Here is a 22,969-nt window from a genome sequence, read left to right as displayed (position 1 = left end):
CCCATTAGGCTCATAATATAAAGCCGATAAAATTATTCCCCCTGCTCTCCGACCTCTGTCGGAGCAGGCTCCTGAAGCAGCTCTGTATTTATTTTCAGCAGCTCATTTGACGCTTCAAGCACCTCAGGGTCACATACCTCCAAACAAACATCCCAGTTCGGACATCTTGTGTCCGTATTATGCGCATCGCTTCCGAAAATAATAGTTCTTTTCTCTTTGACCAGCTGTTTTAACAGGTCTCTGTCTCTTTGCAGCAGAAATGCGTCGTTATTGAACTGAAAAACAGCGTCGGTCTGAAGTATCTTTTCAAAATTTTCGGGCGAATAATATGTGAGGTATCGGTGTATGTGGGCAAGCACTATCTTCAGTCCGTATTCTGAAGCGATAGCGTTTATTTCCTCAGACATCCAATCCTCATAATCACGGAAGGGAAGCTCAAGAAGAATCATGTCTGAATCTTCGATAGCGAGCTTGTCTATTCCGTGGATTTTCGATATTCCGTGTTCTATGGCGACCTCTGCGCCAAGGATTATATTAGGCACAGACGCGAAATCGGCAATACTTTCAAAAGCGTCCTCGCGTCTTAACAGATATTCTGTCAGCGAACGTTCCTCATGGGCATAGAAATGGGGAGTAGCGATGATCCTTTCAACGCCCTGCTCCTTCATTATATCTATCATATCCAGAGAGGTATCGACATCAGGTGCGCCGTCGTCCATACCGGGCAGAATATGGCAATGGTAATCAGTAAGCATATTTAGTTGTCTTCCTTTTTTCTACAATAGAGCATTTTTATACATGATTAAAAGCATATTTATATCTCTGCTTTTTGTTATATCTTTTATCCCAATGGTATTGCTATTTCTTATTATATGTACAGCGATACCGTTATAATTATATAACAGTTCGTATTGTTTTGTCAATAGGTAACAAATGTTAATATTATTTTATAATTACAAAATGAGGAGAAAACCATGTGATTTTTTATGAAATAAAAATGCAGCTGCGATTGCAGCTGCATTCAGAGGTATATGAGAAACTATACTTTAATGTTAGTTCACATTTACGTTATCACTTGCAGGAAGTGAATTAATTGTGCGGAGGAGGAAGAGCTGGATAACCTGAGCGTCCTTTACAGTAATACCGTCATTACCGTAAACGTCAGCTGCTTCTGCACCCTTGCCGCTGAGCTGATACTTGTTAGGATTTGCGAGAGACTGCATGATGAGAACTACGTCGCCCATGTCAACTTCGCCGTCCTGGTTAGCATCGCCGTTGCCTGTGCTCTTTACAACAGGAGTGCTGCTTGTAGTTGTTGCGATCGGCTCGGATACAGTTGTTGTTGTGCTTGTAGTTGTTGAAGCCTCTGTAGTAGTTGTAGTTGTTGTTGTGGTAGTAGTTGTTGTAGTAGTTGTTGTAGCTACCTGCTCTGCACCGAAGCTGATGCCGTCGAAGTCAACGAGCTCTGCCTGATACCAGATCTGAGCCTCACCTGACTGGATACCAGCAGGGAACTTGCTCATTGGGATAGAAATTGTGAGTGTACCGTTAGCATCTGTCTTGCCTTCCCACTCTACCTGCTCCCAGCCGTTGCCGTTGAAGCCAACGCAGCCGTTAGTATCAGTGTTAGGTTCGCCCTTGATCTTGATAAGGAGGTTGTCAGTTGCCTGAGCCTTAGAGAAGTCGATCTGAGTCTTCTTTGTCTTGTTCTCAGGAATGTCAACTGTTACATCAGGAGCAGTGAGGATAACCATCTTTTCGATAGTTGTCTTGCCCGGTGTTCTTGCCTGCATATGGTTGATGTTAGCGAGATCGCCGTCCCAAGCCTTAGGGATCTGCTGATCTACGAGATAGTAAGCAATGCCGTTCTTCTCGTCTGTTGTGTAAGGAGCCATTTCTGTCCAGCCCTTGTAATCCTTATCGGAAACAGCGAGAACAGGAACATCACCTGTGTACTTGATAGCAACTTCCTTGCCCTTGAGGTCGTTCCATGAGATCTCCTTACCAGGAGTTGAGTTGCCGTATGTGTCTGTGAGAGCTACGTCGATAGTAGTATTCTCGAGGAATACCTTACCTGCTGAAAGATCCTGATGATCGAATGTAGGTATCTTAGCTTCGCTGCCCCAAACGATAGAAGAATCGCTCATGATCTCCATCATCTTGTTGATGACAGGAAGGCTTGTCTGATACCATTCGCCTGTCTCACGGTTGATATAGCCGTGGCACTCACCCGGAGCCTTAGGATTCTGCTCGATGTTGTTATCCCAGAGTACGCAAGGGATACCGTACTTCTTAGTTGTTTCAAAGTACTGAGTTGTCCAATCAACACGAGCCTGTGTATTGCCGAAGTTTGAAGTACCCATTTCGCCGATAACTACAGGTACGCCCTTGTCAACGAACATATCACGGAAGTTCTGGAGGTTGTAAGCGAGGTCGTTGCTGAACTCCTTAGTGAAGGTGTCGTGGTAAGCACCCTCCTTCTCGTTTGTGTTCATTGTGAAGTTATAAGGTGTATAAGCGTGGATAGATACTGCAACGAAATCATCTTCGGGTAGTACTATCTGTGAAAGGAATGTCTTGTCTGAGCTTGCTACATAGCCGGGGAGCATAAGAAGACGATTCTTAGCGTAAGGGCTGTCCATGCCTCTGATGAGCTTAACGAAATCAGCGTTGAGCTTGTTGATAACATCAGCCTCAGCAACAGGAGTTGCAGACCACCACTCATATGAAGTGCCAGCAGCACGAGGCTCGTTCATGCACTCGAAAATGAGGTGCTGATCGTAGTCCTTGAACTCTGTAGCTACCTGTGTCCAGATCTTCATGAGTCTCTTGTTGATCTCATCGTAAGCTGTAAGAAGGTCTTTTCTGTTGATCCAGTTCTCGTGGTGAACGTTGAGGATAACGTACATACCGTTCTTGTATGCGTAATCAACTACCTCATGTACACGAGCGAGCCAAGCGGGATCGATATTGTCGTTAGCGTCGAGGTGCTGGAACCATGTTGTAGGGATACGAACTGTGTTGAAGCCCTTTGCCTTGAGAGCCTTGAACAGTGTCTCGTTTGCCTTTGGGCAGCCCCAGCAGGTCTCTGAATCAAGACCGTAGGTGTCAAGAGCAACGCCGTTAGCGTCCTGAGCATAAGCGTCGAGAGTATTACCGAGATTCCAGCCCACCTTCATGTTCTTTGTGATCTCGAAAGCGGTCATTGAGTTTGCAGCGGTTGCATAGTTGTCTAAATGAGCTACGCGGAGTGAAGATAAGATGCAGGCAGCGGCAGCGGAAATGCTGACAAAGCGCTTAACATTCTTAAACATAATGTTTTCCTCCTTAAATAAAATGGTATTTGGTTTACAATTTGAAGCCCCAGTGCAGAGAGTTTCAAATTAACTTTACATCTAAAGTTTAGCATATATGTAGAATAAAGTCAAGCGTTTTTGTGCAAAATGCAAATTATGTTATATAGAATTCTGATTTGTTATTTTAGCACAATTGTCCAGAGGAAGGCGATATATTGTCAAACGATTGTTGCGGATTTTTTATTTTGATATAACATTTTATATAATTAACAAAAGATGTTATATAACGAGACAATTGTATTAACTACGAAATATTTTGTTAATTAACAGGTTGTTATTTTGCCATTTTTGACCGTTTTAGTTAAAGAAAAAGAAAGTCCCCACTGATGTGGGGACTTGATATCATTTTTTCTTTTTCTTGTTTTTCATATTTGAAGCCTGCTGAGGTGCTTTTTTAACAGTATTATCTGCTGTTTTTGCAGTCTCCTCTGCATCCTGAACGGCTTCTTCGACTTTTTCAGCGGTTTCTTCTGCTGCTTCTTCAATATCTTCGGCTGCCTCTTCAGCTGTTTTTTCAGCTTCCTTCATTTCTGCGGCAGTTTCGTCAACAGCAGACTCTATAGCTTTTAATGCTTCGTCTGATATAGCCGGTTTCTTTTCCTTGATCTCCTCGGCGGTGTCCTCAGCCTTTTTGATCGGCTCTTCGGCGATTGCGCCCTTGGATTTTATCAGGTTCTTCTTCTTTTTCTTCTTCTTTTCAGCCTTCTCCTGAGCAGCTATCTCTGCGAGATACTCGTCAGCCTTACCGCTCTTGATTATATCCTTAGCCTTCTTCATCTCGATGAGGACCTTGTTGTGCTTCTTATCATACATATAGAACATTACAAGTATGATGATACCGAGTATGAGTGTGAATATGCCGAGGTTAAATCCGGGAGGAGTGTACTTCATAGAAACTGTATGGTGACCTGCCGGGAGGCGTATGCCTATCATAGCACCCAGAACCAGTACCTCACCTGTTACATTTGCGTTCTTGCCCAGAGCTTCCTGCTTGTTTTTGAGAGTAGGCTTGTCTGAATTTTGTGGTATATATTCTTCGATAAGACTGTCAACAGACTTTCCGTCGATCTTTATATCCCAGCCCGGCTCGTAAGGAATGGTTGTCATGAGGATCTCGCCCTCCTGAGCATCAACATCACCTACGAGGTAGCGGTCTGTGGTCTTGCTCATATCAAGGTTCCACTGACGCTCCTTGAGCTTGTTGATATCCTCGGTGAAAGCCTCTTCATCAAGGTAATAGAAGTTGAAGCCCTGGTTCTTTCTTACCATGATGTATTCGTTGCTGCCTGTGTATCTGCCGTCTGTTGGCGGTATAGTAAGTCTTATCTCGACCTCGTCGCCTTCATTGAACGGACCCATTCTTACGATAGGTGAAGAGTTGGTAGTGAAGTATGAGCCGTAGCCGTCGTATGCTTCAGTACCCGTCTTCTGTCCTCTGTATACGCCGTCCTCGCCCTTTACAGCGACCCAAACGTTACAGGTCTTTCTCATTTCAGAGCCGAGGTGCATATAGATGTCGCCTGTCTTTGGAACAGTAACGTCAACGTTTACAACAGCGTCGTCAACGCCTGCGAATGCTTCGTAGCAGTCGTGGAGAGTGCCGTTGTTATTGTAATCGTGGAGATATACCTTTGTATCATCGTAATTTACGGTATAATCGAAAGGAACATAATACTGCTTGGGAACTATCGGAATAGCTGAGTAATCAAGAGTATTTCCTGTCATTGAGCTGAGGAAGTTGTTAAGGCTGTTGAACGGATTGTCATTGCCGAGACCTGAGAGGTTCAGAATGTCGTCGTTAGCCATATAACCGATGTTCAGCGCATTTGGATTTTCATAGATATCTACTGATGCAGGGACATCCTTGTCCTTCTTGTATGAGAAAGTGTAACGATGGACGTAGGAATGATCCAGCATCTGTGTGTTGCCGTAGTTTCTTGCAGGGTCATCAAGGATATACTTGAAGCCGAGGATAGAGTCGGCAACAGGGTTGCAGCCCTCATATTTTGACTCGAAGCTCTGAGTGAAGTAACCCATAGTTTCGATGAAGTTGATAGCTCTTGCGTTCATTACCGAGCTGGAGTGTGAGATACCCTTGAGACCGTAGGCAAGGTCGTCGTTTACCATACGTGAGTAGGTCTTTTCTGCACGGTAGAAGCCGCTGTCGCGTTTTTCGAGTTCCTTTACCACATCAGGAGCGGAAAGTATCTCGGTGTATGTGCTCTTGTCGGAGTTTCCGACCTCCTTGAATATCTTTCTGAATGAGTCGTAGCAGTTATAGCCTGTCTCAAAGAATATGAGGAGAGCCATTACAACGGATATAGCGTTTTTAGCCTTTAATGTCTTTGAATGGCTGTAGAGGTATACGCCTACAAGGTATATAGCTCCGAGTATGAGACCGAAGGCTATAGTGCCGAGCCATATCTCCTCCCAGTTTTCCGAGCCGCGCTCCATTTTGTCTGTATATGGGAGTATAGCAACGTATTTGTACTTGCTCTCGTTGTAGTTGAAGCTCTTCATCATCTTGCAGAATATGGCCGTAAGTATGCCGATAACTGCTGCCGACGAGCCTGCGCTCAGCGGTGAGAGCTTATAGCCGTCAAGATTTGAGAATACTTCTGCTGCCATTGATACAAGAACGAATGAGAGCAGGAATGAGTATCTGTATGGGAGCCAGTTAGGATCCTGACCGCCGTGCCACAACATATTGATAGGCTTTACATACATACTGAATGCAAGGGTAAAGGTCATAAGACCGTAGCCTATCTTGTTGTTTGTCTTTATCTTCCTGTTCATAAAGAACAGAGGCAGGAGCACGAATGTGAGTACACCGCAGTATATCTCGGGTCTTCCGTAGAAGCGTGTTCCCTCGTCAACGTTTACCGAGTAGTACTGGTTCGGCAGCAGACAAGGAACGAGCTCGATAGGATTGAACATAGCTTTGTAGCTGTAATCAGGTACAGAGAAATCAAACTTACCGAGTGCAAGAGCGTTGTAGACGGGCAGTATCATAAACGTACTGCAAAGCACTACTACCACGGTGGAAACGATCATAAGACCTATGGTCTTGGCGTATTCCTCTATGCTCTTGAATTTCCGCTTAGTCCCGAAGAACAGGTAGAAAACGAAGTAAATGGCGATGAATATGGCTATCATAAAGCCGATATAGAAGTTAGCCACGAACATTATGGCTGTGGGTATGATGTAATTCAGCTTTCTGCCGTCATCAATAAGGTATTCCACACCGAGGATTATAAGCGGCAGGAATATCGGTCCGTCGATCCACATAGGGTCGATGAGCTGGATAACAACGTATGCCATCATGGAATACATTGTCGAGAACATTACAGACTGGAGAGGTCTGAGTCTCTTTGATTTCTGTGCGTAGATGCAGAATGTGAGACCTGCCGCACCGACCTTTGTCATCTGCATTATCATAACGCTTTCGAGTATCATTTTCCTCGGAAGGATCATAACAATGAGAGTAAAGGGGCTTGCAAGGTAGTATCCTATGATACCCATGAAGCCGCCCGAAAGGTTTCTGCTCCAGTTGTAGAAAATACTTCCGTCACCCCAGAAAGCATCTCTTAGTGCTTCAAAGTAGTAGATGTACTGTCCGTTAAGGTCGAGCGTCAGCACTGAACGTTCGCCGAATGGGTAAACATCAAAGCAGATATATGACACGAATGTCAGAAGAAAAGGTACAAGAAAAGCAATGACATAGTAAAGCGGCTTGAACTTCTGTCCCTTTTTTTCGGCTATGATGTCTGCGGCAGTAATTGCAGGTCTTGTGCTGCCGATCTTGTTGCGGGAAGCGGACGAAGCTGTCTTTGTTCCCGTAGCTGTTGACTTAGCCAATTTTGTTCCTCCTTTTGTTTCGGGCGGTAAAAGCCATAATACCCGATTATAATACTATTTTTTATTATACTACAAAACTTTTCACTTTGCAATAGAAAATTTATCTTGCCGACATAAAAGAAATTATATTTTTCCGCGAAAATTTCTACATTAAAATACTGAGAGAAATCCGCTTTTGATACGTCTAATTAATAACGGCTTTGATATGCATTGTCAGTGTGAAATTTTAACAAAAATGAGCAGGAGTGTTGTTCTGTTTTGTAAAATTTCTTTCAGGGCATTGACTTGCATATTATAAAGTGCTATAATTTGAATGCTATGGGTCTGTGAAAGGATTTTTAATCCATACATTATAATATTTTATTTAAGGAGATAGTTAATAGTGGGTAAATATTTTGGAACTGACGGCTTCAGAGGAACTGCAAATGAAAATCTTACTGCTGACCACGCTTACAAGGTGGGACGCTTTCTCGGCTGGTATTATGGTGAACTCAAAAGAAGGAACGGCTCTGACGAGGCTCCGCGCATAGTTATCGGCAAGGACACACGCCGCTCAAGCTATATGTTTGAGTATTCACTGGTAGGCGGACTTACTGCTTCGGGTGCTGACGCATACCTTCTTCATGTTACCACAACACCTTCTGTAGCTTATATATCAAGAGTTGACAGCTTTGACTGCGGAATCATGATATCCGCAAGCCATAATCCTTATTATGACAACGGAATAAAGCTCATCAACGGTCAGGGCGAAAAGATGGAGGATACCGTTATAGAACTGGTCGAGGCTTACCTTGACGGAAAGCTCAATGCCTTTGGTCAGGAGTGGAAGGAGATACCCTTTGCTCACGGTGATAAGATAGGCAAGAGCGTTGACTATGTTTCGGGCAGAAACCGCTATCTCGGATACCTTATCTCTCTCGGAATGTACTCATTCAGAGGTATGAAGATAGGTCTTGACTGCGCAAACGGTTCAGCATGGAATATTGCAAAATCAGTATTTGATGCTCTCGGCGCAGAGACATACGTAATAAATGCAGAGCCTACAGGCGTGAATATCAACAATAACGCAGGCTCGACACATATTGAGGGACTCCAGAAATTCGTAGTAGAGAACGGTCTCGACGCAGGCTTTGCCTATGACGGTGACGCTGACCGCTGTCTTTGCGTTGACGAAAAGGGCAATGTCATCACAGGTGACCATATTCTCTATATCTACGGAAGATATATGAAGGAGCGCGGAAAGCTCATAAACAATACCGTTGTTACTACTGTTATGTCAAACTTCGGACTCTACAGAGCCTTTGACGAGATAGGCATCAACTATGCAAAGACTGCTGTAGGCGATAAGTATGTATATGAGTATATGAAGGAGAATAACTGCTGTATCGGCGGTGAGCAGTCGGGACACATCATCTTCTCGAAGTATGCTTCCACAGGTGACGGCATACTCACAAGCCTGAAGATAATGCAGGTTATCATGTCCCGTGAGAAGAAGCTCAGCGAGCTTGCTGCTCCGTTCACAGTATATCCTCAGGTGCTTGAAAACGTAAAGGTTAAGGACAAGGCTGCTGCACAGGCTGACCCTGATGTACGCGCAGAGGTGGACAAGGTAGCCGCAGAGCTTGGCGATGCAGGAAGAATACTTGTACGTGAGAGCGGTACAGAGCCTCTTGTAAGAGTAATGGTAGAGGCACAGGACGAGTCTGTATGCAGAAAGTGCGTGGATAGAGTTGTTTCTGTTATAAAGGCTAAGGGACATACAGTCTGATAGGATAAGTATAGCATAACGGCGACCCTGTATAAAATGGCGGGGTCGCTTTTTTATGCTATCAAAAAAATATATTATGATGAAGATGTCGGAAATTTCACAAAGCTATTGACGGGAGTTTTTTTTGGTGATATAATGATTATTACGGCGTGTTATGCCAAAAAATAAGTATAGGTAATTAATCGGAGGTCAAAATGGCTAAGAATAATGAGCGCAATCTCAATGTTACTATCAAAAATCAAGATGATAAGGACGAAGTCATCATTTCTGTATCTTCTATAATGAAACAGCTGAAAAGATTTCTTGCTTTATGGCTGGTAATAGCTATAATGGCAGGTATAATTGCTTTTGTGTTCTCGGCAATAAAGACTTTTTCAAGAAAAAATCCTGCAAGAGCACTTGTAAGCTTTTCTTACAGCGGAATTGAAAAGGGGCTCGATCCTGCGGGACGAAAGTTTGATATCAATTCGATAAAAGACCCTCTTGTAATAGAGAGAGCACTTACACAGCTCGGTATTGACCTTAAATATATCGAAAACGTAAGAGCTAATATCTCATTTGACTCAAAGATACCTGAGGACGCTTATGAGAGACTTACTACCTACAAGAACATAATGGAGAATGCTTCAAGCGGAAATCTTGCAGCAGCTCAGGCTATGCTCGATGTTACATATTATCCTACACAGTTTGCTGCTTATTTCGATTTCGGTGCAGCCGGCTTTGACAGGACTGAGGGCGTTGATATCCTCAATACTATCCTTAAATGCTACAGCGATGTATTCTATGAGCAGTACGGATATAACGAGGCTCTCGGCGCAGCTGTAAAGGTACAGGGCTATGAGGACTATGATTACGCACAGCAGCTGGATCTCTTCAGAACTTCACTCAGAACAGTAAGAAACTACCTTTCTTCACTTTCAAATGACGACACTACCGCATTCCGTTCAAGTATTACAGGCTATACCTTCAAGGACCTTTCTGAATATGCAAAGACTGTATACAGCATCGACCTTGACAGAATATCATCCTATATCTCTGTAAACAACGTAACAAAGGACAAGGACGCAACTATTGCGTACTATGATTACAGAATAGAGAACCTTAACCGCGATAAGGACGAATATGCAGATCGTATCGTTTCCATTAACGATTCTATTGCACTGTATAAGAAGGACGAAATTACATTTTTCGGAGAGAATATAGACAAGCAGTCAACAGTTCATTCGGATCAGTATGATGCACTGTTCAAACAGAAAAGTACAGCTGAAGCAAACCTTGCTCAGACAAAACAGGATATAAAGTTCTTTGAGTCAAGAAGAGAAGCTCTCAAGAACAACAAGAACAGCTCTAAGGCAAATATTGATAAGGTTGAGGCTGATATCAAGAGACTTAACGATAAGGTATCCCAGATAGTTGATCTTACACAGAAAACTGCTGATGATTATTATGAGAACGTTCAGTTCGCACACGCTTACAATATCCTCGTTCCTGCTTCAAAGTCTATTGCAGCAGGAATAAGCGAGGCAATAAAGGACTCTGTAAAGCTTATCATTATCATTGAAGCTCTTATCTTTATGATCTATATCGGTATCGCTTTTGTTTCTGCTCTTACAAAGGACAACAAAAAAAGAGGCAAGGCTGCAGCGGCTTCGGGAAATGATGACGACGATGACGATGAGGAGCTTGACCTCGACGAGATAGCTGATGCTGTTGAGGAGGAAGCCGAAAAAGCTGAAAAGTCAGCTCAGAACTCACAGAAAAACGTCAAGAAAAACAGGAAAAAGTAATATTTAAGGACTGCTGTAAAGCAGTCCTTTTTCTTTATCCGCAATGTTAAATTCACGTTAAAAAAGAGGAGGAGTTATTGACTTGTCCTTCTTTCCTGTTATAATAAGAATTGAACAAAATAAAAGCAAAAGAAACAGGAGAGAATTATGGAAGAATTTTCAATATTCAATATCTTCACACTCCTCGGCGGACTTGCCTTCTTCCTTTACGGAATGAAAGTAATGTCTACGGGACTCGAAAAACTTACGGGCGGCAAGCTTGAAGTCGCACTGAAAAAAATGACCGAGAATAAGCTTAAAGCATTGCTGCTTGGAATGGGTATAACTATTGCGATACAGTCGTCATCAGCAATGACAGTTATGCTTGTGGGATTTGTAAACTCGGGTATCATGAATCTTGAACAGACTATCGGTGTCTGCTTTGGTTCTGATATAGGAACAACGCTTACTGCATGGATACTTAGTCTTGCAGGTGTTGACGGAAAAAATCCATTTATCAAAATGCTTAAACCATCGTCATTTGCACCTTTAGTTGCACTTATCGGTGTTATAATGATAATGGCGGCGAAGAAAAACAAGAAAAAAGACGTAGGACGTATCCTTGTAGGTTTTGCCATTATAATGACAGGAATGACATTTATGTCAGATGCAGTATCGCCGCTTGCAGATTCGCCTAAGTTCCAGACTATCCTCACGGCATTTAAGAATCCTATCCTCGGCGTACTGGTCGGAGCAGGCTTTACAGGAATAATCCAGAGCTCCGCAGCCTCTGTCGGAATATTACAGGCATTTTCACAGACAGGCGCTCTGACATATGGTATGGCGCTTCCGATAATCATGGGACTTAATATCGGTACTTGTGTTACAGCGCTTATTTCGAGTATCGGAGTAAATAAAAATGCGAAGAGAGTTGCTTGTATACACATATTGATAAAGATCCTCGGAACACTTATACTTCTTCCGATATCAATGATACTTGAAAGTGTTATTCAGCTTAGTATATTTGATAAGACCGTTGGTTTTGTCGGAATAGCAGTTATGCACTCTATATTCAATATAGCAACAACAATTATTCTTTTACCGTTCTCAAAACATATTGTAAAGCTTTCTAAGATAATAATAAAGGATGATAGCGTAGAACAGGTAAGTTCAAAAAAAACGATCACAGGTCTGGACGATATCCTTCTCAAGACTCCTGCTGTAGCTGTTCACACCTGCTTATCAGCAACATCACAGATGGCAGAGCTTACAAGAGAGACTATCATCATGGCATTGAAGCTCCTTGTGAACTATGACGGTGAGGCTTGCGAGACTGTTATCGAGAACGAGGATATAATCGACGGCTTTGAGGATAAGATAAACAGCTACCTGATAAAGATAGCGAAGAGCAGTGTTACGGGCGCAGACAGCCGAAGCGTATCGAAGATGATGCATTGCGTCGGCAACTTTGAGCGTATTTCCGACCACGCTGTAAACCTTGTCGAGTCGGCACAGGAAATGCACGAAAAGGGCATAAACTTCTCAGAGGAGTGCATAAACGAGATAATCGTTATCACTGACGCTATCACGGAGAACGTAAACAAGGCATTCGATTCGTATGAGAATAACGACCTCGCTATCGCACATAAGGTCGAGCCGCTCGAAGAGGTAGTGGATAATCTGAGCACAGAGCTTAAAAACAGACATATCCGCAGACTCCAGAACGACGAATGTACAGTTGAGCTGGGATATATCTTCCAGGACGTTCTTACTAATCTGGAGCGTATTTCCGACCATTGCTCGAATATAGCAGGCTGTCTTATCGAGACAGACGAAAAGACCAATATCCACGCATATCTCCACGATGTTAAGGAGAATGACGAGGGATTCAGAAACGAGTACAGAGAGTATGCTGAGGAGTATTTCCGCAGACTCGGTGCATCTGAGGTCAAGGCTTGATGTGTGTTAAGCCGTTAGAGTATAATAATGAAAAAGCCATAGCGTTTGCTATGGCTTTTTTATATCAGTAAGGGAGCACGAATTCTCCTGCTTTCCATACGCCGTTTTCGATAACGACTGAGAAATCGTCAGTCTCTGTGTAGGATTCTTCGCCGCGGTCGCTTCCGTCGTAGAAGTTATCGACCGAGAATACGATCTCGTCATTGGATCTGGACTTTATCTCCGTTACCTTTGAGGAGGAGTAGAAGATATTTCCGCCGCGGTTGCCGCATAAAGCGTAAAGAGAACCGTTCTTTTCGATGTAGAGCTGAGAAAGCTCGCTGCATGGATAACGTGTGCTGAATACCTTGAAATACTCATTTTCCATATCCTTGAATGTCTTTATCTTGCTGTCGGTAATGCGGTAAAACTTCCAGCCCATATCGTTTTCGGCAGTATCATTATAATCAACATCGAACGGACAGCCAACAGTAAAGCTCATCTGAGTATTGCAGGCTGACTCGAAAAGTGCCTGAGCAGCGGCGATAAGAGTGCGGTCATCGGCTTTGCTCTGGTCTGCTTCAAATACAACAGCACCGTCCTCGTTATAGGAGAAAGCTCCGCCGCCGAGGGGGTCTTGCTGTGCAGCCTTTGCAGTTGTGGTAACTGTAGTGGACGCAGCCTTTGTTGTAGTTTTTGCGGTTGTGGAAACAGTTGTAGAAGTAACTGTAGTCTCAGTCTGTGAAGTAGCCTCAGTTGGTTTTTTCTTTGCGGTATTAGGTGACTTGCCTGTTTTCTCTCCGCATGAAGCTGCTGTTATCAAAAGGGCTGATGCTGCGATAAAAGACAATATTTTTTTCATTATTCTTCCTCCTGTTCTTCGTCGTCAAGGACGAAATCAATAGTTCCGTCGCTGACATTTACAGCGGCACATATTACCTGAACGGTCTGTCCGAGAGTATAGGAAACGCCGCTGAATTTCTCTGTAAGTGCTACGGGCTCTGTGTAGTCGTATTCGCCCTCGGGGAGAGAACGTATGTGAACGAGTCCCTCAACTGTATTTGGAAGCTCGGCATAGAAACCGAACTCGGTAACGCCTGATATCTTGGCTGTAAAGCTCTCGCCGATATGTGCTTTCATATACTCTGCCTTGTAGCAGTCCTCACATTCGCGCTCGATAGTTACAGCGCGTATCTCTGCTGCGGAAGAACGCTCCGACGCATTGACAGCGAAGCCTGCATAGCGTTTGCTGAGCCATTCGTTGTTGTAGCCTGCCAGTATATCGGTGATTATGCGGTGTATGGCAAGGTCGGGATAGCGCCTGATAGGCGATGTGAAGTGAGCGTAATCGTCCAGTACGAGTCCGAAATGTCCCAGCGGCTCGGGAGAATATTTCGCCTTAGCCATCGAGCGAAGCACCAGCATATTGATAGCTTCAAACTTCTCCGTACCTCTTGCGCTTTCAAGTATCTTAGCTGCATGAGCAGGCTTGAACTCGTTGAAGGGAGGACACTCGAAGCCGTATTTCGGCAGCATTTCGTGGAGAAGCTCGGACTTTTCCTCGGGTGGAGCTTCGTGTATACGGTACACGAATGGAACTTTTTTATCCTTTGCAAGCTTTGCGGCAGCTTCGTTTGCCGTAAGCATGAATTCCTCAATGATACGCTCTGCCTTGCCGCGCTCACGGGGCTGTACATCGTAGCAGATGCCGTCCTCACCGATAAGGAGCTTGCTCTCCGTAGTCTCTATTTCGGGAGCGTGGCGGAGCTTTTTCTTTGCGATAAGCTTGTCAGCCAGCTCGTTCATAAGTGTGATATTATCGCGGACTTCCGCATATTTTGCGGCTATCTCGGGAGTTTCCGAACCTTCGAGGATACGGTTTATCTCGGAGTATACGCCCTTTACCCTTGAACGGATAACGCTTTTGCAGAAGCGGTAGGAAAGCATATCGCCGTCTTTGTCAAGCTCCATGAAGGCTGAGAGTGTGAGCCTGTCCTCCTTTGGATTCAGGGAGCAGATGCCGTTTGAAAGCTCCTTAGGCAGCATGGGTATGACCTTGTCTGCGTAGTATATGCTTGTTCCGCGCATTAGGGCTTCCTTGTCGAGAGCGCTGTTGCCCTTGACGTAGTGTGAAACATCGGCGATATGGACTCCGAGGCAGTAGCCCTTCTTTGTTTTCTGAACGGATACTGCGTCATCGAGATCCTTTGACTCTGCACCGTCAATGGTGAATATAGTCATATCGCGGAGATCCTCGCGGTTGTTGAAGCAGTATTCCTGTACGCCGCCCTCGGAGATCTTACGGGCTTCCTTCAGTACCTCCTCGGGGAATGCTGTGGGAGCACCGTGCATAACAAGTATTGAAGCGGCTGTGGAAGCGGCGTAATCCGAGCTTCCGAAAACAAGGGTTATCTTGACCTTGTGCTCGGCGTGGCGTCTTCCGCGGTAGACTATCTCAGCAAGCACCTTGTCGTCGTTCTCAAAGGGTATGCTCTCCTCGCGGACTATGATTATATGATTTCGTGAGGCTGTATCGGGAACGAGATATGGTCTGCCGTCCTCGAATTCGATCTTTCCCGTAAGCTGTGAGCTGCCGAATTCAAGTATATCCAGCACTTCGCCTTCGGGTTCGCCCGAACGTGAAGCAATAGGGGAGATGAGCACTCTGTCGTTTGGCATAGCTCCAAGCATACATTTGCCGGGGATAAAGTATTCAACGCCGTCGTCGGTCATAGCAAAGCCGAAGGTGCGGCTCAGCCTTGTGACAGTACCCGGATATACCTTTACCCGCGAACACAGAGCCACCTTCATGCCCTTTTTCATCATCAGTACGCCCTCTGTGCGGAGCTGTGAGAAAGCCTCGGTGAAGTTCTCTCTGCCTGATTTCTTGGTCTTGCACTTGGACTCAAGCTCGCTCAGCGGCATGGACTTTTTGCCGTATGCCTTCAGGAAGGTGACTATTTTATTTTTATAGCTCTCCACCGAAACTGTGGAGCCGCTCTTTTTTACGATCTGCTTCTTTTTACTTTTTTCAGACATATATGTCTCCTTTTGCAGTTTATCCCATAAAAATTTAAGCCCCATGACTTTTAGTCACAGGGCAGCTTTTCTTACTTTGTGAAGATCGGAACGATATTGACAGCGAGTACAGCAATGAAAAGGAGTATCGCAAGAGTTCTTGTTATCTTAGCGAGAATAGCTTCCTTTGTTCTGCCCTCGTTCTTGCCGTAGAACGAATCAGCACTTGCGCCTGTGAGAGCGGCTGTCATACTGTCCTGTGATTTCTGCTCCTGTGAAAGGCAAAGTATAATTACAAGAAGGCTTATCACGAGTATTGCGATTCCGCCTACGATTTCTAATGTTGACATAAAAACTACCTCCGAAAATTCAGTTATGGATTACGGCATAAGCCGATACATTTCAATTAGCTATACTATTATATCACAGTCGAAGCCGATTTGCAAGGGTTTTCACTGAAAAAGCAAGACAAAAATTGCAGCCAAAATTGTTGAAATCATACAACTTATTGGCATTAGAATAAAAAAAGCAGCTCCGAAGAGCTGCTTTTCGATGTTCGATTTAAGATCAAACGTTATCTGTTGGTAACATAACAAGACCGAGGAGGTACTTCTGGATAGCTAATGCATCGTTAGAAGTTACACCGTTGCCTCTCTTGTGAACGTCAGCGTTTGTCCAGCCCTGTGCTGAGATGTGGTGACGATCTGTACCCTCAACGCCGTACTTGTTTGGATTTGCAAGTGCCTGCATGATGATAACAGCGTCTGAAAGGTCGATAGTACCGTCGTTGTTAGCATCGCCGAGGATAGTTGGATCAAGAGGAGGATCTGTTACTACATATGGCTGTGTTACAACAGGAGCTGTTGTAGTTGTAGTAGTAACTCTCTGAGTTGTAGTTGTTACTCTCTTGGTTGTTGTAGTTGTCTTTTCAACAGTAGGTGTGCTGCTGCCGTCCATGTGGAGAACGATCTTCTCGATAGTAACATCGTCATCGTGTGGCCACCAAACCATAGCCTTGATTGTTGCACCTACGTTTGAAGGAACCTTATAGTCGATAGCTACAGTCTTGTCAGAGCCTACCTTAACGCCTGAGAACTCTTCCTGCTCCCATTCGCCTGTCCATGTACCGAAACCGCCTGATACCTCAGTATCGCTTGAATTTACCTTGAGGTACATTGTAACTGACTTAGCACCCTGTGGCTTGAACTCAGCAACATTGTTGATAGCGCCGTCAGTCTGGCTCTCTTCCTTCTTAGCGTTGAGGCTTGAACCCTCGAGAACGATATCCTTGCCGTTTGTTGAAGGTGTGCTTGGGTTATACTTTGTTGTAGTTGTAACTACAGGAGGATTTGTCTTTGTAGTTGTTGTCTGAACAGAAGGTGTGCTGCTGCCGCTCTTGTGGAGAACGATCTTCTCGATAGTAACATCGTCATCGTGTGGCCACCAAACCATAGCCTTGATTGTTGCACCTACGTTTGAAGGAACCTTATAGTCGATAGCTACAGTCTTGTCAGAGCCTACCTTAACGCCTGAGAACTCTTCCTGCACCCATTCGCCTGTCCATGTACCGAAACCGCCTGATACCTCAGTGTCGTTTGAGTTTACCTTGAGGTACATTGTAACTGACTTAGCACCCTGTGGCTTGAACTCAGCAACATTGTTGATAGCACCGTCAGTTTGGCTCTCTTCCTTCTTAGCGTTGAGGCTTGAACCTGTGAGAACGATATCATCGTCGTTTGTTGAAGGTGTGCCGGGATTATACTGTGTTGTAGTAACAGTAGGTGTGCCCGGATTGTACTGTGTTGTAGTTACAGTAGGTGTAGAAGGACCGGGTGTGCTGCTGCCGCTGTAGATCTTTGTTACACCTGGGATAGATTTTTCGATAGAACCTGTCTTATAGAAGTGGTAAAGACCTGCTGCTGCACCAACGAAACCTGCGTTATAGTCAACAGCGACCTCGTTGCCCTGATAGTCGGAACGGATATCCTGATATGTTCCGTTAGCATCTAAAGGACCGCCGCAAAGAGCGCCTACGAGGAGGTTTGCATTTGGTGTTCCGTCGTTCTGCTTGCTTGCGTCTGCGTTAGGAGAAGCAGCTCTGTGGTGTGGGTTCTTTGAAGAATTTGACTTGAAGCCAACTACGAGACAGTGTGTCTGTCCGTTAGCGAAAGCCTTGTCACCTGTGAGGTATTCCATCTGACCCTTAGCCCATGAGGAGTCTGCCTTATTGTACTTAGCAGCTACGAGAGAACAGAGCTGAGCTGTTGCATTGTGTCTTGCGCTGCCCCACTCGTTAGCGAAGTAGTAGTTGTTGCCCTGGAACTTGCCGAGCTCTGCTGCGCTGCCCCAGTCGCCTGTGATCTCACCCTTGAGGATAGCAGCACCGAGCTGTACGCTTTCCCATGAGTGAACTGAATAAGCTGTAGGACAGTTCTTCAGGTCGTTGAGGTAGCCCTGATCCTTTGTAGCAAGGTAGAGCCAGCCTGCTGCCCAAGCCATTTCGTCTGATGAACCTGTCCAGTGAGCATCATAGAAAGTACCTGCTGAATAATAGCCTGTATCCTTCTTTGAGAACTCATAGAGAGCCTTAGCGTACTTGAGGTCCTCTGTGTTGCCGAAGTTTACGTAGTTAGCTGCGAGAGCTGCTGCGTATTCAGCAGTAACGTTAGCTGCACCGCCGCTTACCCAGAGCATACGGCCTCTGCCGTTCTGATTTTCGGGAGCGCCCCAGTAGCTGTGGTCGATGTCGCCCTCACCTTTTTCGATGAGTACCTGTGAAACTGTATTTCCGTTGAGCTTTGTAGCTTCACGGAAGAACTTAGCGAATTTGTCTGTTATAACTTTAAGATGAGCACCCTGTCCTGTAGCTTCATAAGCGTCCTTGAACTCGTAGTATGACCAGCCGAGAGTAGAAGCTGCGTAGCCCTGTGGCTGACCGAACATTACGTGGTCGCCTGCGTCATGGAAGCCGCCCGGAACGTCATCGTTCATATGGCAGTTGCCTCTCCATGAGATAGCGCAGTCAGAATTGTCGCCGCACATATTTGCGTCATAGAAATAGAGGGAGTACTGAAGGAGCTTTGCGTAGTTATCACTGTCTGCCGCTGTTGCTGAGAGAGAGGGAGCAACCATCGAAGTGAATGGGGCAGCAAGTGATGTGAGAGCTACAGCTCCACCGATCAATGCAGATTTAAACCTATTGAGTTTATGCATATTATCACACTTCTTTCATAATACTTTGCCTATAATATGTCTCATAGAACATTATACAGGGTTTAAACACAAAAGTAGTTACAAAACGATGACGAAAATATTACAATTTGGTAAAATATGACTATAAATGGTCAAATTCAGCATAGTGCGCAAAAAATGCACGTTCCCATTGGTTATAATCACGATGATTTTTTGCATTTGCAGGTGGACAAAAGAAAGGAGCAGGATAGTGATATCCTGCTCGCGATTTTGATATAAATTTTTATTTTCCTCTGTAGGAGTAAGGTATGCTGTCGATACTGTGGAGCAGATAGAGCTGCAATACCATAGCATCGTTGACGGTTATGCCCTCCGAAGAGATGTCAACGTCGGCATTTGCCATACCTGTTTCTGTGATATGCGTCGGGTCTGAACCGTTTTCGCCGTATTTATTCGGATTAGCCAGAGCCTGCATTATAAGTACAACGTCCGAAAGGTCTACCTGACCGTCGCAGTTTGCGTCGCCGGGGTCAACATATGTTATAACAACGACCCAGAGGAACTTTGTCTCGCCTGTAGGTGCAGTGAAGGATACCTTTGTATTGCCCGTTTTCAGTGCCTTGATAGTAAAGGTATTATCCGCATTCTTATCCATTGAGATGATATTTTTGTCGTAGTCGAAGTTGCCGAAGGGGATAAGGTTTGCGCCCTTGGAGAAGGAAAGTGTAGCAGTTTCGCCGATATAAAGCTTATCGCGGTTTATGCTCAGTTCAAAATCAGAGCCGTTTAAGCCTGTTGTCGGAGTTGTGACTACAGATGTTGTAGCTGTGGTAGTAGTTACAACAGGAGTGCTGTTACCGAATTTGAAGTCTGCATTTATCTCGTTTGCGCTCTTTGCAAGTGTCGGCATTGCAGTTGCGTCGCCGCCGTAAAGATTTGCAATACCTGCGCAGGCGATAGCGAAGCAGCCATTGTAATCGAGAGCACCCTCTGTGTACTGGTACTTGTCTGTCTGATCCTGATAGCCGCTCTTGTCGTCACCGCCTACGAGGAGACCGTAAGCTGTGTACTTAGCGGAAGGATTTCCTGAAGCACCTGTGCTGTCCGTGCCGGGGTTAGCTGCACGGTGGTGTATATGTACAGGCCACTTGTCGCCGTATCCGAGGAGGAAACTATAGCCTAAGCTGTTGTCTCCGAGGATGTGATCCATCTGATACTTTGCAGCCTTTGCGTAGCTCGACTCAGGGTCGCCCTTTGCAAGAGCGAGTGCGTCCATCTGCTTAGCGCAGTTGTAACGTGAAGCTCCCCAGCCGTCAGCGTTGTAGGTGCCTACTGTAAGGTCACCCTGCTTCTTGAGCTCGGTAAGAAGTTCGTCTGCAAAAGCCTGTTCGCCTGTTTCCTTATACATAAGTGCTGCATATCCCTGCCAAACCTTGTTCCAGCAGTATATCCAGCCGTCATACTGATTGTCGCCGTAGTTTGCGTCCTTTGGTACGCGGGTAGGCTTGTCAGCTGCGCCGTTTATCCAGAGCCATGCGTTTGCCCATGCTTCCTCGTCCTGATACTGAGCTTCGGTATCGTAGAATGGGGATAGACCGCTGGTGTTGTTTCCAACGTTTTTCTTGCCGAACTCATATATAGCCTTTGCGTATTTCAGGCACTTTTCGGCATAGGTGGGGTCGGACTTCTTTACAACGTAGGCGGTACCTGCCAGAGCCGCAGCCATTTCGCCGCATACGGCGGAATTGTTATTGCCTGCTGTAAGCCAGTAGGCAGGTCTTTCATATGTCTGAGTCTCAGGCGGACCCCAGAAATCGTGGTCATTGCCGCCTGCTACAACGTGTGCGATAGCAGCAACATTTCCCGAACTGTCGAGGAATGTTGTTTTCATAAGGTAATCTGCGCCCCATTTGAGCTCATAGATAAGGTGGTCCTTGCAGCCTGCCTTTTCGTAAACTCCCGGGTTGAGGTAATCGGAGAGCGCAAGGCTCGACATACCGAAACCTATGGTGAGATTGAACTTGATGTGGTCACCTGCATCGTGGAAACCGCCCGAAAGGTCTACCTTTCCGTCACCGTCAGGGTCGACGATGGATTTTGCAGAGCCGTCGAGGGCTCCGACAGCGCAGGTGCTGTCGTATGTATGACAGTCGCCTCTCCATGTAAGAGGACCGTCGGTAATTCCCTTGCCGCAGGCATTGGCGTCGTACATATACAGCGACATTGCCAGGGCTTTGTAGTAGTCCTTATCCTCGGCGTTTGCTACGGTCGGCACTGATACTCCCAGTGAGGTCAGAGCCATGACAGCTGATGCTGCCGCAGCAGTCAGCCTTTTGGATAGCTTCTTTAAATTCTTCATTGTTAAAAACTCCTCTCATAAATACGTCTTTTAAAGAAGGCGTAATTCCTCATCTATCATTATAACACTTTTTACATCGTTTTTGTGAACAATTTGTGTAATTTCTCACAAAGGGCGGCAACTTTGGAGATTTCGATAAAAAAGGTATTTGTTAATTGTTGGATTTTACTATCATAAAAAATTGATATCATGTATATACTATTGTAAAAAGAAGTCCCCGAAGTTATCGGGGACTGAAATGTCATTATTTTCTTATTAATTGTTGTATTGTGCTATCTGCTCGTCGATGACGGGAGAGAATGTATTCTTGATAGCCTCCCAGTCCTTGCCGACTTCGGTATCGGTTATGCGGTACATAGCGCCTCTGGTGTCATTGGTGTATGCTCCGTAGCCGGTCATAGCGTCGCCCATGCCGTATCCGTAATCGAAAACGGGAGTTACCTTTGAAAGGTCGGTGTACTCCATAAGTGCGTCATACTGCTCCTCGGTAACGAAGCTCCTGAAGGTTCCCGACTGATTTTTATGGACTGTTGTAGCGTATTCCTTTGTCTTTTTCTTCATGGTCTCGTCTGAGGCGGCAAGACGCTCACACTTGATATATGTAGCCACAGCATTGCTGTTGTCGGAATTCTTTACCAGCATACGGGCGTCAAAGTTGCAGGAGATGTAGTTCTTGTCTGCATTGGGCTCTTTGGGGAATGGCACTATCATAAGGTCTGCCTCGGGATTTGCTGCGTTGGATATAGGGAGAGTCCAGTCGGTAGACGCCAGGAACAGGGTATTGAAGTCGGTAGGGAAGGTATCGCGCCAGTTTGCGCTGTACCAGCCGTTGAGCAGTATATCGTTGGTAAGACTTACGGCGTTTGCTATTTCGGGGTCGTATATATTGTTTTTCAGTGTATTGCCGTCAAATTCCACTACTCTGTGACCTGTTGATGCAAGTGCAGCCTGTCCGTACCAGCCGTTTATACCTATTCTATAGGCACCGGGATTGTTTGACTTGAATTTCTCGATCATGGACTTCAATGCGTTCCAGTCCCATTTGCCCTCCTGCCAGAGCTTGCGCGGGTCGTCTATGCCCTCTGACTGCATGAGCTTTCGGCTGTATGTCAGCACGAACGGGTCTGATATCGAATAAGGCATTACATAGTGCTGACCTTTATAGGCAAACATATCTATAACGCCCGACATTTCGTCCCAGATGCCGCTGTCCATGCCCAGATCCTCGTAGTACGGGTCAAGCGGGGCAAAGAGGTCGCGCATAACGCCGTCGGGGAATACCTTTGCGTCGTAGGGGAACATATCCACTGCCGCACCTGCGTTTATCTGTGATGCAAGCTCGTTGTACTTGTCCTCGGCAGTTGTGGGAAGATATGTGACCTTTCCGTTGTAAACGTCCTCGAAAAGTGAAAGAGCTGTGGACCTTTTTTCGCCCTCCGCAGGGTTGATATCATAATCTGAGAGCCAGTATATCTCCATTGAGGTATCGGGCTTGCCTGCTGAGTCGGAAGTATCCTTTGCAGTTGTGCTCTCTGCGCTCTGACCGGCTTCCGTGGCTTTTTCTTTATTGCTGTCCTTCTTTTTGCTGCTGCATGAAACGGCAGTTGATATTACAGCCGCAGCGGCGATTACAGCCGCAGTCAGCCGTTTGAAATCTTTCATGTGCTTAACTCCTTTCATGACCGCTGTTGTTATCCTTATGCGGTATGAACCA

At 45.4% G+C, this 22,969-nt stretch carries 12 protein-coding genes; 3 read left to right on the top strand and 9 right to left on the bottom strand.

Annotation, left to right across the window (positions count from 1 at the left end; translation table 11 throughout):
• Positions 1-32: 32 nt before the first annotated feature.
• The 3 genes from BUB28_RS09900 to BUB28_RS09890 all read right to left on the bottom strand — a co-directional run bounded on the left by BUB28_RS09900 (position 33) and on the right by BUB28_RS09890 (position 7,214).
• Positions 33-755 (bottom strand): CpsB/CapC family capsule biosynthesis tyrosine phosphatase, encoded by a 723-nt coding sequence (locus BUB28_RS09900; RefSeq protein WP_072951083.1) that lies wholly within the window; start codon positions 753-755, stop codon positions 33-35.
• A 297-nt stretch (positions 756-1,052) separates the two neighbouring features.
• On the bottom strand, positions 1,053-3,314 hold the full coding sequence (locus BUB28_RS09895) for a cellulase family glycosylhydrolase (RefSeq protein ID WP_072951082.1): 2,262 nt from the start codon (positions 3,312-3,314) through the stop codon (positions 1,053-1,055).
• Positions 3,315-3,698: 384 nt separating this feature from the next.
• Entirely contained in the window at positions 3,699-7,214 is a 3,516-nt protein-coding gene (locus BUB28_RS09890) for a YfhO family protein (RefSeq protein WP_072951075.1), read from the bottom strand.
• A 382-nt stretch (positions 7,215-7,596) separates the two neighbouring features.
• Here BUB28_RS09890 and glmM point away from each other — a divergent pair, with 382 nt between their 5' ends.
• From glmM to BUB28_RS09875, 3 genes are all read left to right on the top strand, one after another.
• Positions 7,597-8,982 carry a phosphoglucosamine mutase gene (gene glmM / locus BUB28_RS09885; RefSeq protein ID WP_072951070.1) on the top strand — a complete coding sequence of 462 codons (1,386 nt, stop codon included), beginning with the start codon at positions 7,597-7,599 and terminating at the stop codon, positions 8,980-8,982.
• A gap of 194 nt (positions 8,983-9,176) precedes the next feature.
• Positions 9,177-10,769, top strand: coding sequence for a lipopolysaccharide biosynthesis protein (locus BUB28_RS09880; RefSeq protein WP_072951069.1), 1,593 nt, complete (start codon positions 9,177-9,179; stop codon positions 10,767-10,769).
• 147 nt (positions 10,770-10,916) lie between these two features.
• On the top strand, positions 10,917-12,707 hold the full coding sequence (locus BUB28_RS09875) for a Na/Pi cotransporter family protein (protein WP_072951068.1): 1,791 nt from the start codon (positions 10,917-10,919) through the stop codon (positions 12,705-12,707).
• Positions 12,708-12,771: 64 nt separating this feature from the next.
• On the opposite strand, the gene BUB28_RS09870 is transcribed toward BUB28_RS09875, so the two are convergent.
• From BUB28_RS09870 to BUB28_RS09845, 6 genes are all read right to left on the bottom strand, one after another.
• Complete coding sequence (locus BUB28_RS09870; RefSeq protein ID WP_072951067.1) at positions 12,772-13,548, bottom strand: hypothetical protein; 777 nt, start codon at positions 13,546-13,548, stop codon at positions 12,772-12,774.
• Positions 13,548-15,725: a ribonuclease R gene (rnr, locus tag BUB28_RS09865; RefSeq protein WP_072951066.1), complete on the bottom strand. Its 2,178-nt coding sequence runs from the start codon at positions 15,723-15,725 to the stop codon at positions 13,548-13,550. Before rnr ends, BUB28_RS09870 begins: the two co-directional genes overlap by 1 nt.
• Positions 15,726-15,796: 71 nt before the next feature.
• Complete coding sequence (secG, locus tag BUB28_RS09860) at positions 15,797-16,054, bottom strand: preprotein translocase subunit SecG (RefSeq protein ID WP_072951065.1); 258 nt, start codon at positions 16,052-16,054, stop codon at positions 15,797-15,799.
• 217 nt (positions 16,055-16,271) lie between these two features.
• A complete protein-coding gene (locus BUB28_RS09855; RefSeq protein ID WP_072951063.1) occupies positions 16,272-18,917 on the bottom strand; it encodes a glycoside hydrolase family 9 protein in 2,646 nt (881 codons plus the stop codon).
• Between the two features lie 262 nt (positions 18,918-19,179).
• A complete protein-coding gene (locus tag BUB28_RS09850) occupies positions 19,180-21,255 on the bottom strand; it encodes a glycoside hydrolase family 9 protein (protein WP_072951061.1) in 2,076 nt (691 codons plus the stop codon).
• Between the two features lie 255 nt (positions 21,256-21,510).
• The gene (locus BUB28_RS09845) at positions 21,511-22,917 is read right to left on the bottom strand and encodes an ABC transporter substrate-binding protein (RefSeq protein ID WP_072951060.1); all 1,407 of its coding nucleotides are present in this window, start codon (positions 22,915-22,917) and stop codon (positions 21,511-21,513) included.
• Positions 22,918-22,969 lie beyond the last annotated feature (52 nt).

The sequence above is a fragment of the Ruminococcus flavefaciens genome, assembly GCF_900143025.1.
Classification (GTDB): Bacteria; Bacillota; Clostridia; order Oscillospirales; family Ruminococcaceae; genus Ruminococcus; species Ruminococcus flavefaciens_I.
Note: the sequence above shows the minus strand (reverse complement) of the source record. Positions and strands in the feature narration are given on the sequence as shown.

Coding starts and splice junctions, on each gene's coding strand:
- BUB28_RS09900 (WP_072951083.1), bottom strand. CDS start 755: ATGCTTACTGATTACCATTGCCATATTCTGCCCGGTATGGACGACGGC.
- BUB28_RS09895 (WP_072951082.1), bottom strand. CDS start 3,314: ATGTTTAAGAATGTTAAGCGCTTTGTCAGCATTTCCGCTGCCGCTGCC.
- BUB28_RS09880 (WP_072951069.1), top strand. CDS start 9,177: ATGGCTAAGAATAATGAGCGCAATCTCAATGTTACTATCAAAAATCAA.
- BUB28_RS09875 (WP_072951068.1), top strand. CDS start 10,917: ATGGAAGAATTTTCAATATTCAATATCTTCACACTCCTCGGCGGACTT.
- BUB28_RS09870 (WP_072951067.1), bottom strand. CDS start 13,548: ATGAAAAAAATATTGTCTTTTATCGCAGCATCAGCCCTTTTGATAACA.
- rnr (WP_072951066.1), bottom strand. CDS start 15,725: ATGTCTGAAAAAAGTAAAAAGAAGCAGATCGTAAAAAAGAGCGGCTCC.
- secG (WP_072951065.1), bottom strand. CDS start 16,054: ATGTCAACATTAGAAATCGTAGGCGGAATCGCAATACTCGTGATAAGC.
- BUB28_RS09855 (WP_072951063.1), bottom strand. CDS start 18,917: ATGCATAAACTCAATAGGTTTAAATCTGCATTGATCGGTGGAGCTGTA.
- BUB28_RS09850 (WP_072951061.1), bottom strand. CDS start 21,255: ATGAAGAATTTAAAGAAGCTATCCAAAAGGCTGACTGCTGCGGCAGCA.
- BUB28_RS09845 (WP_072951060.1), bottom strand. CDS start 22,917: ATGAAAGATTTCAAACGGCTGACTGCGGCTGTAATCGCCGCTGCGGCT.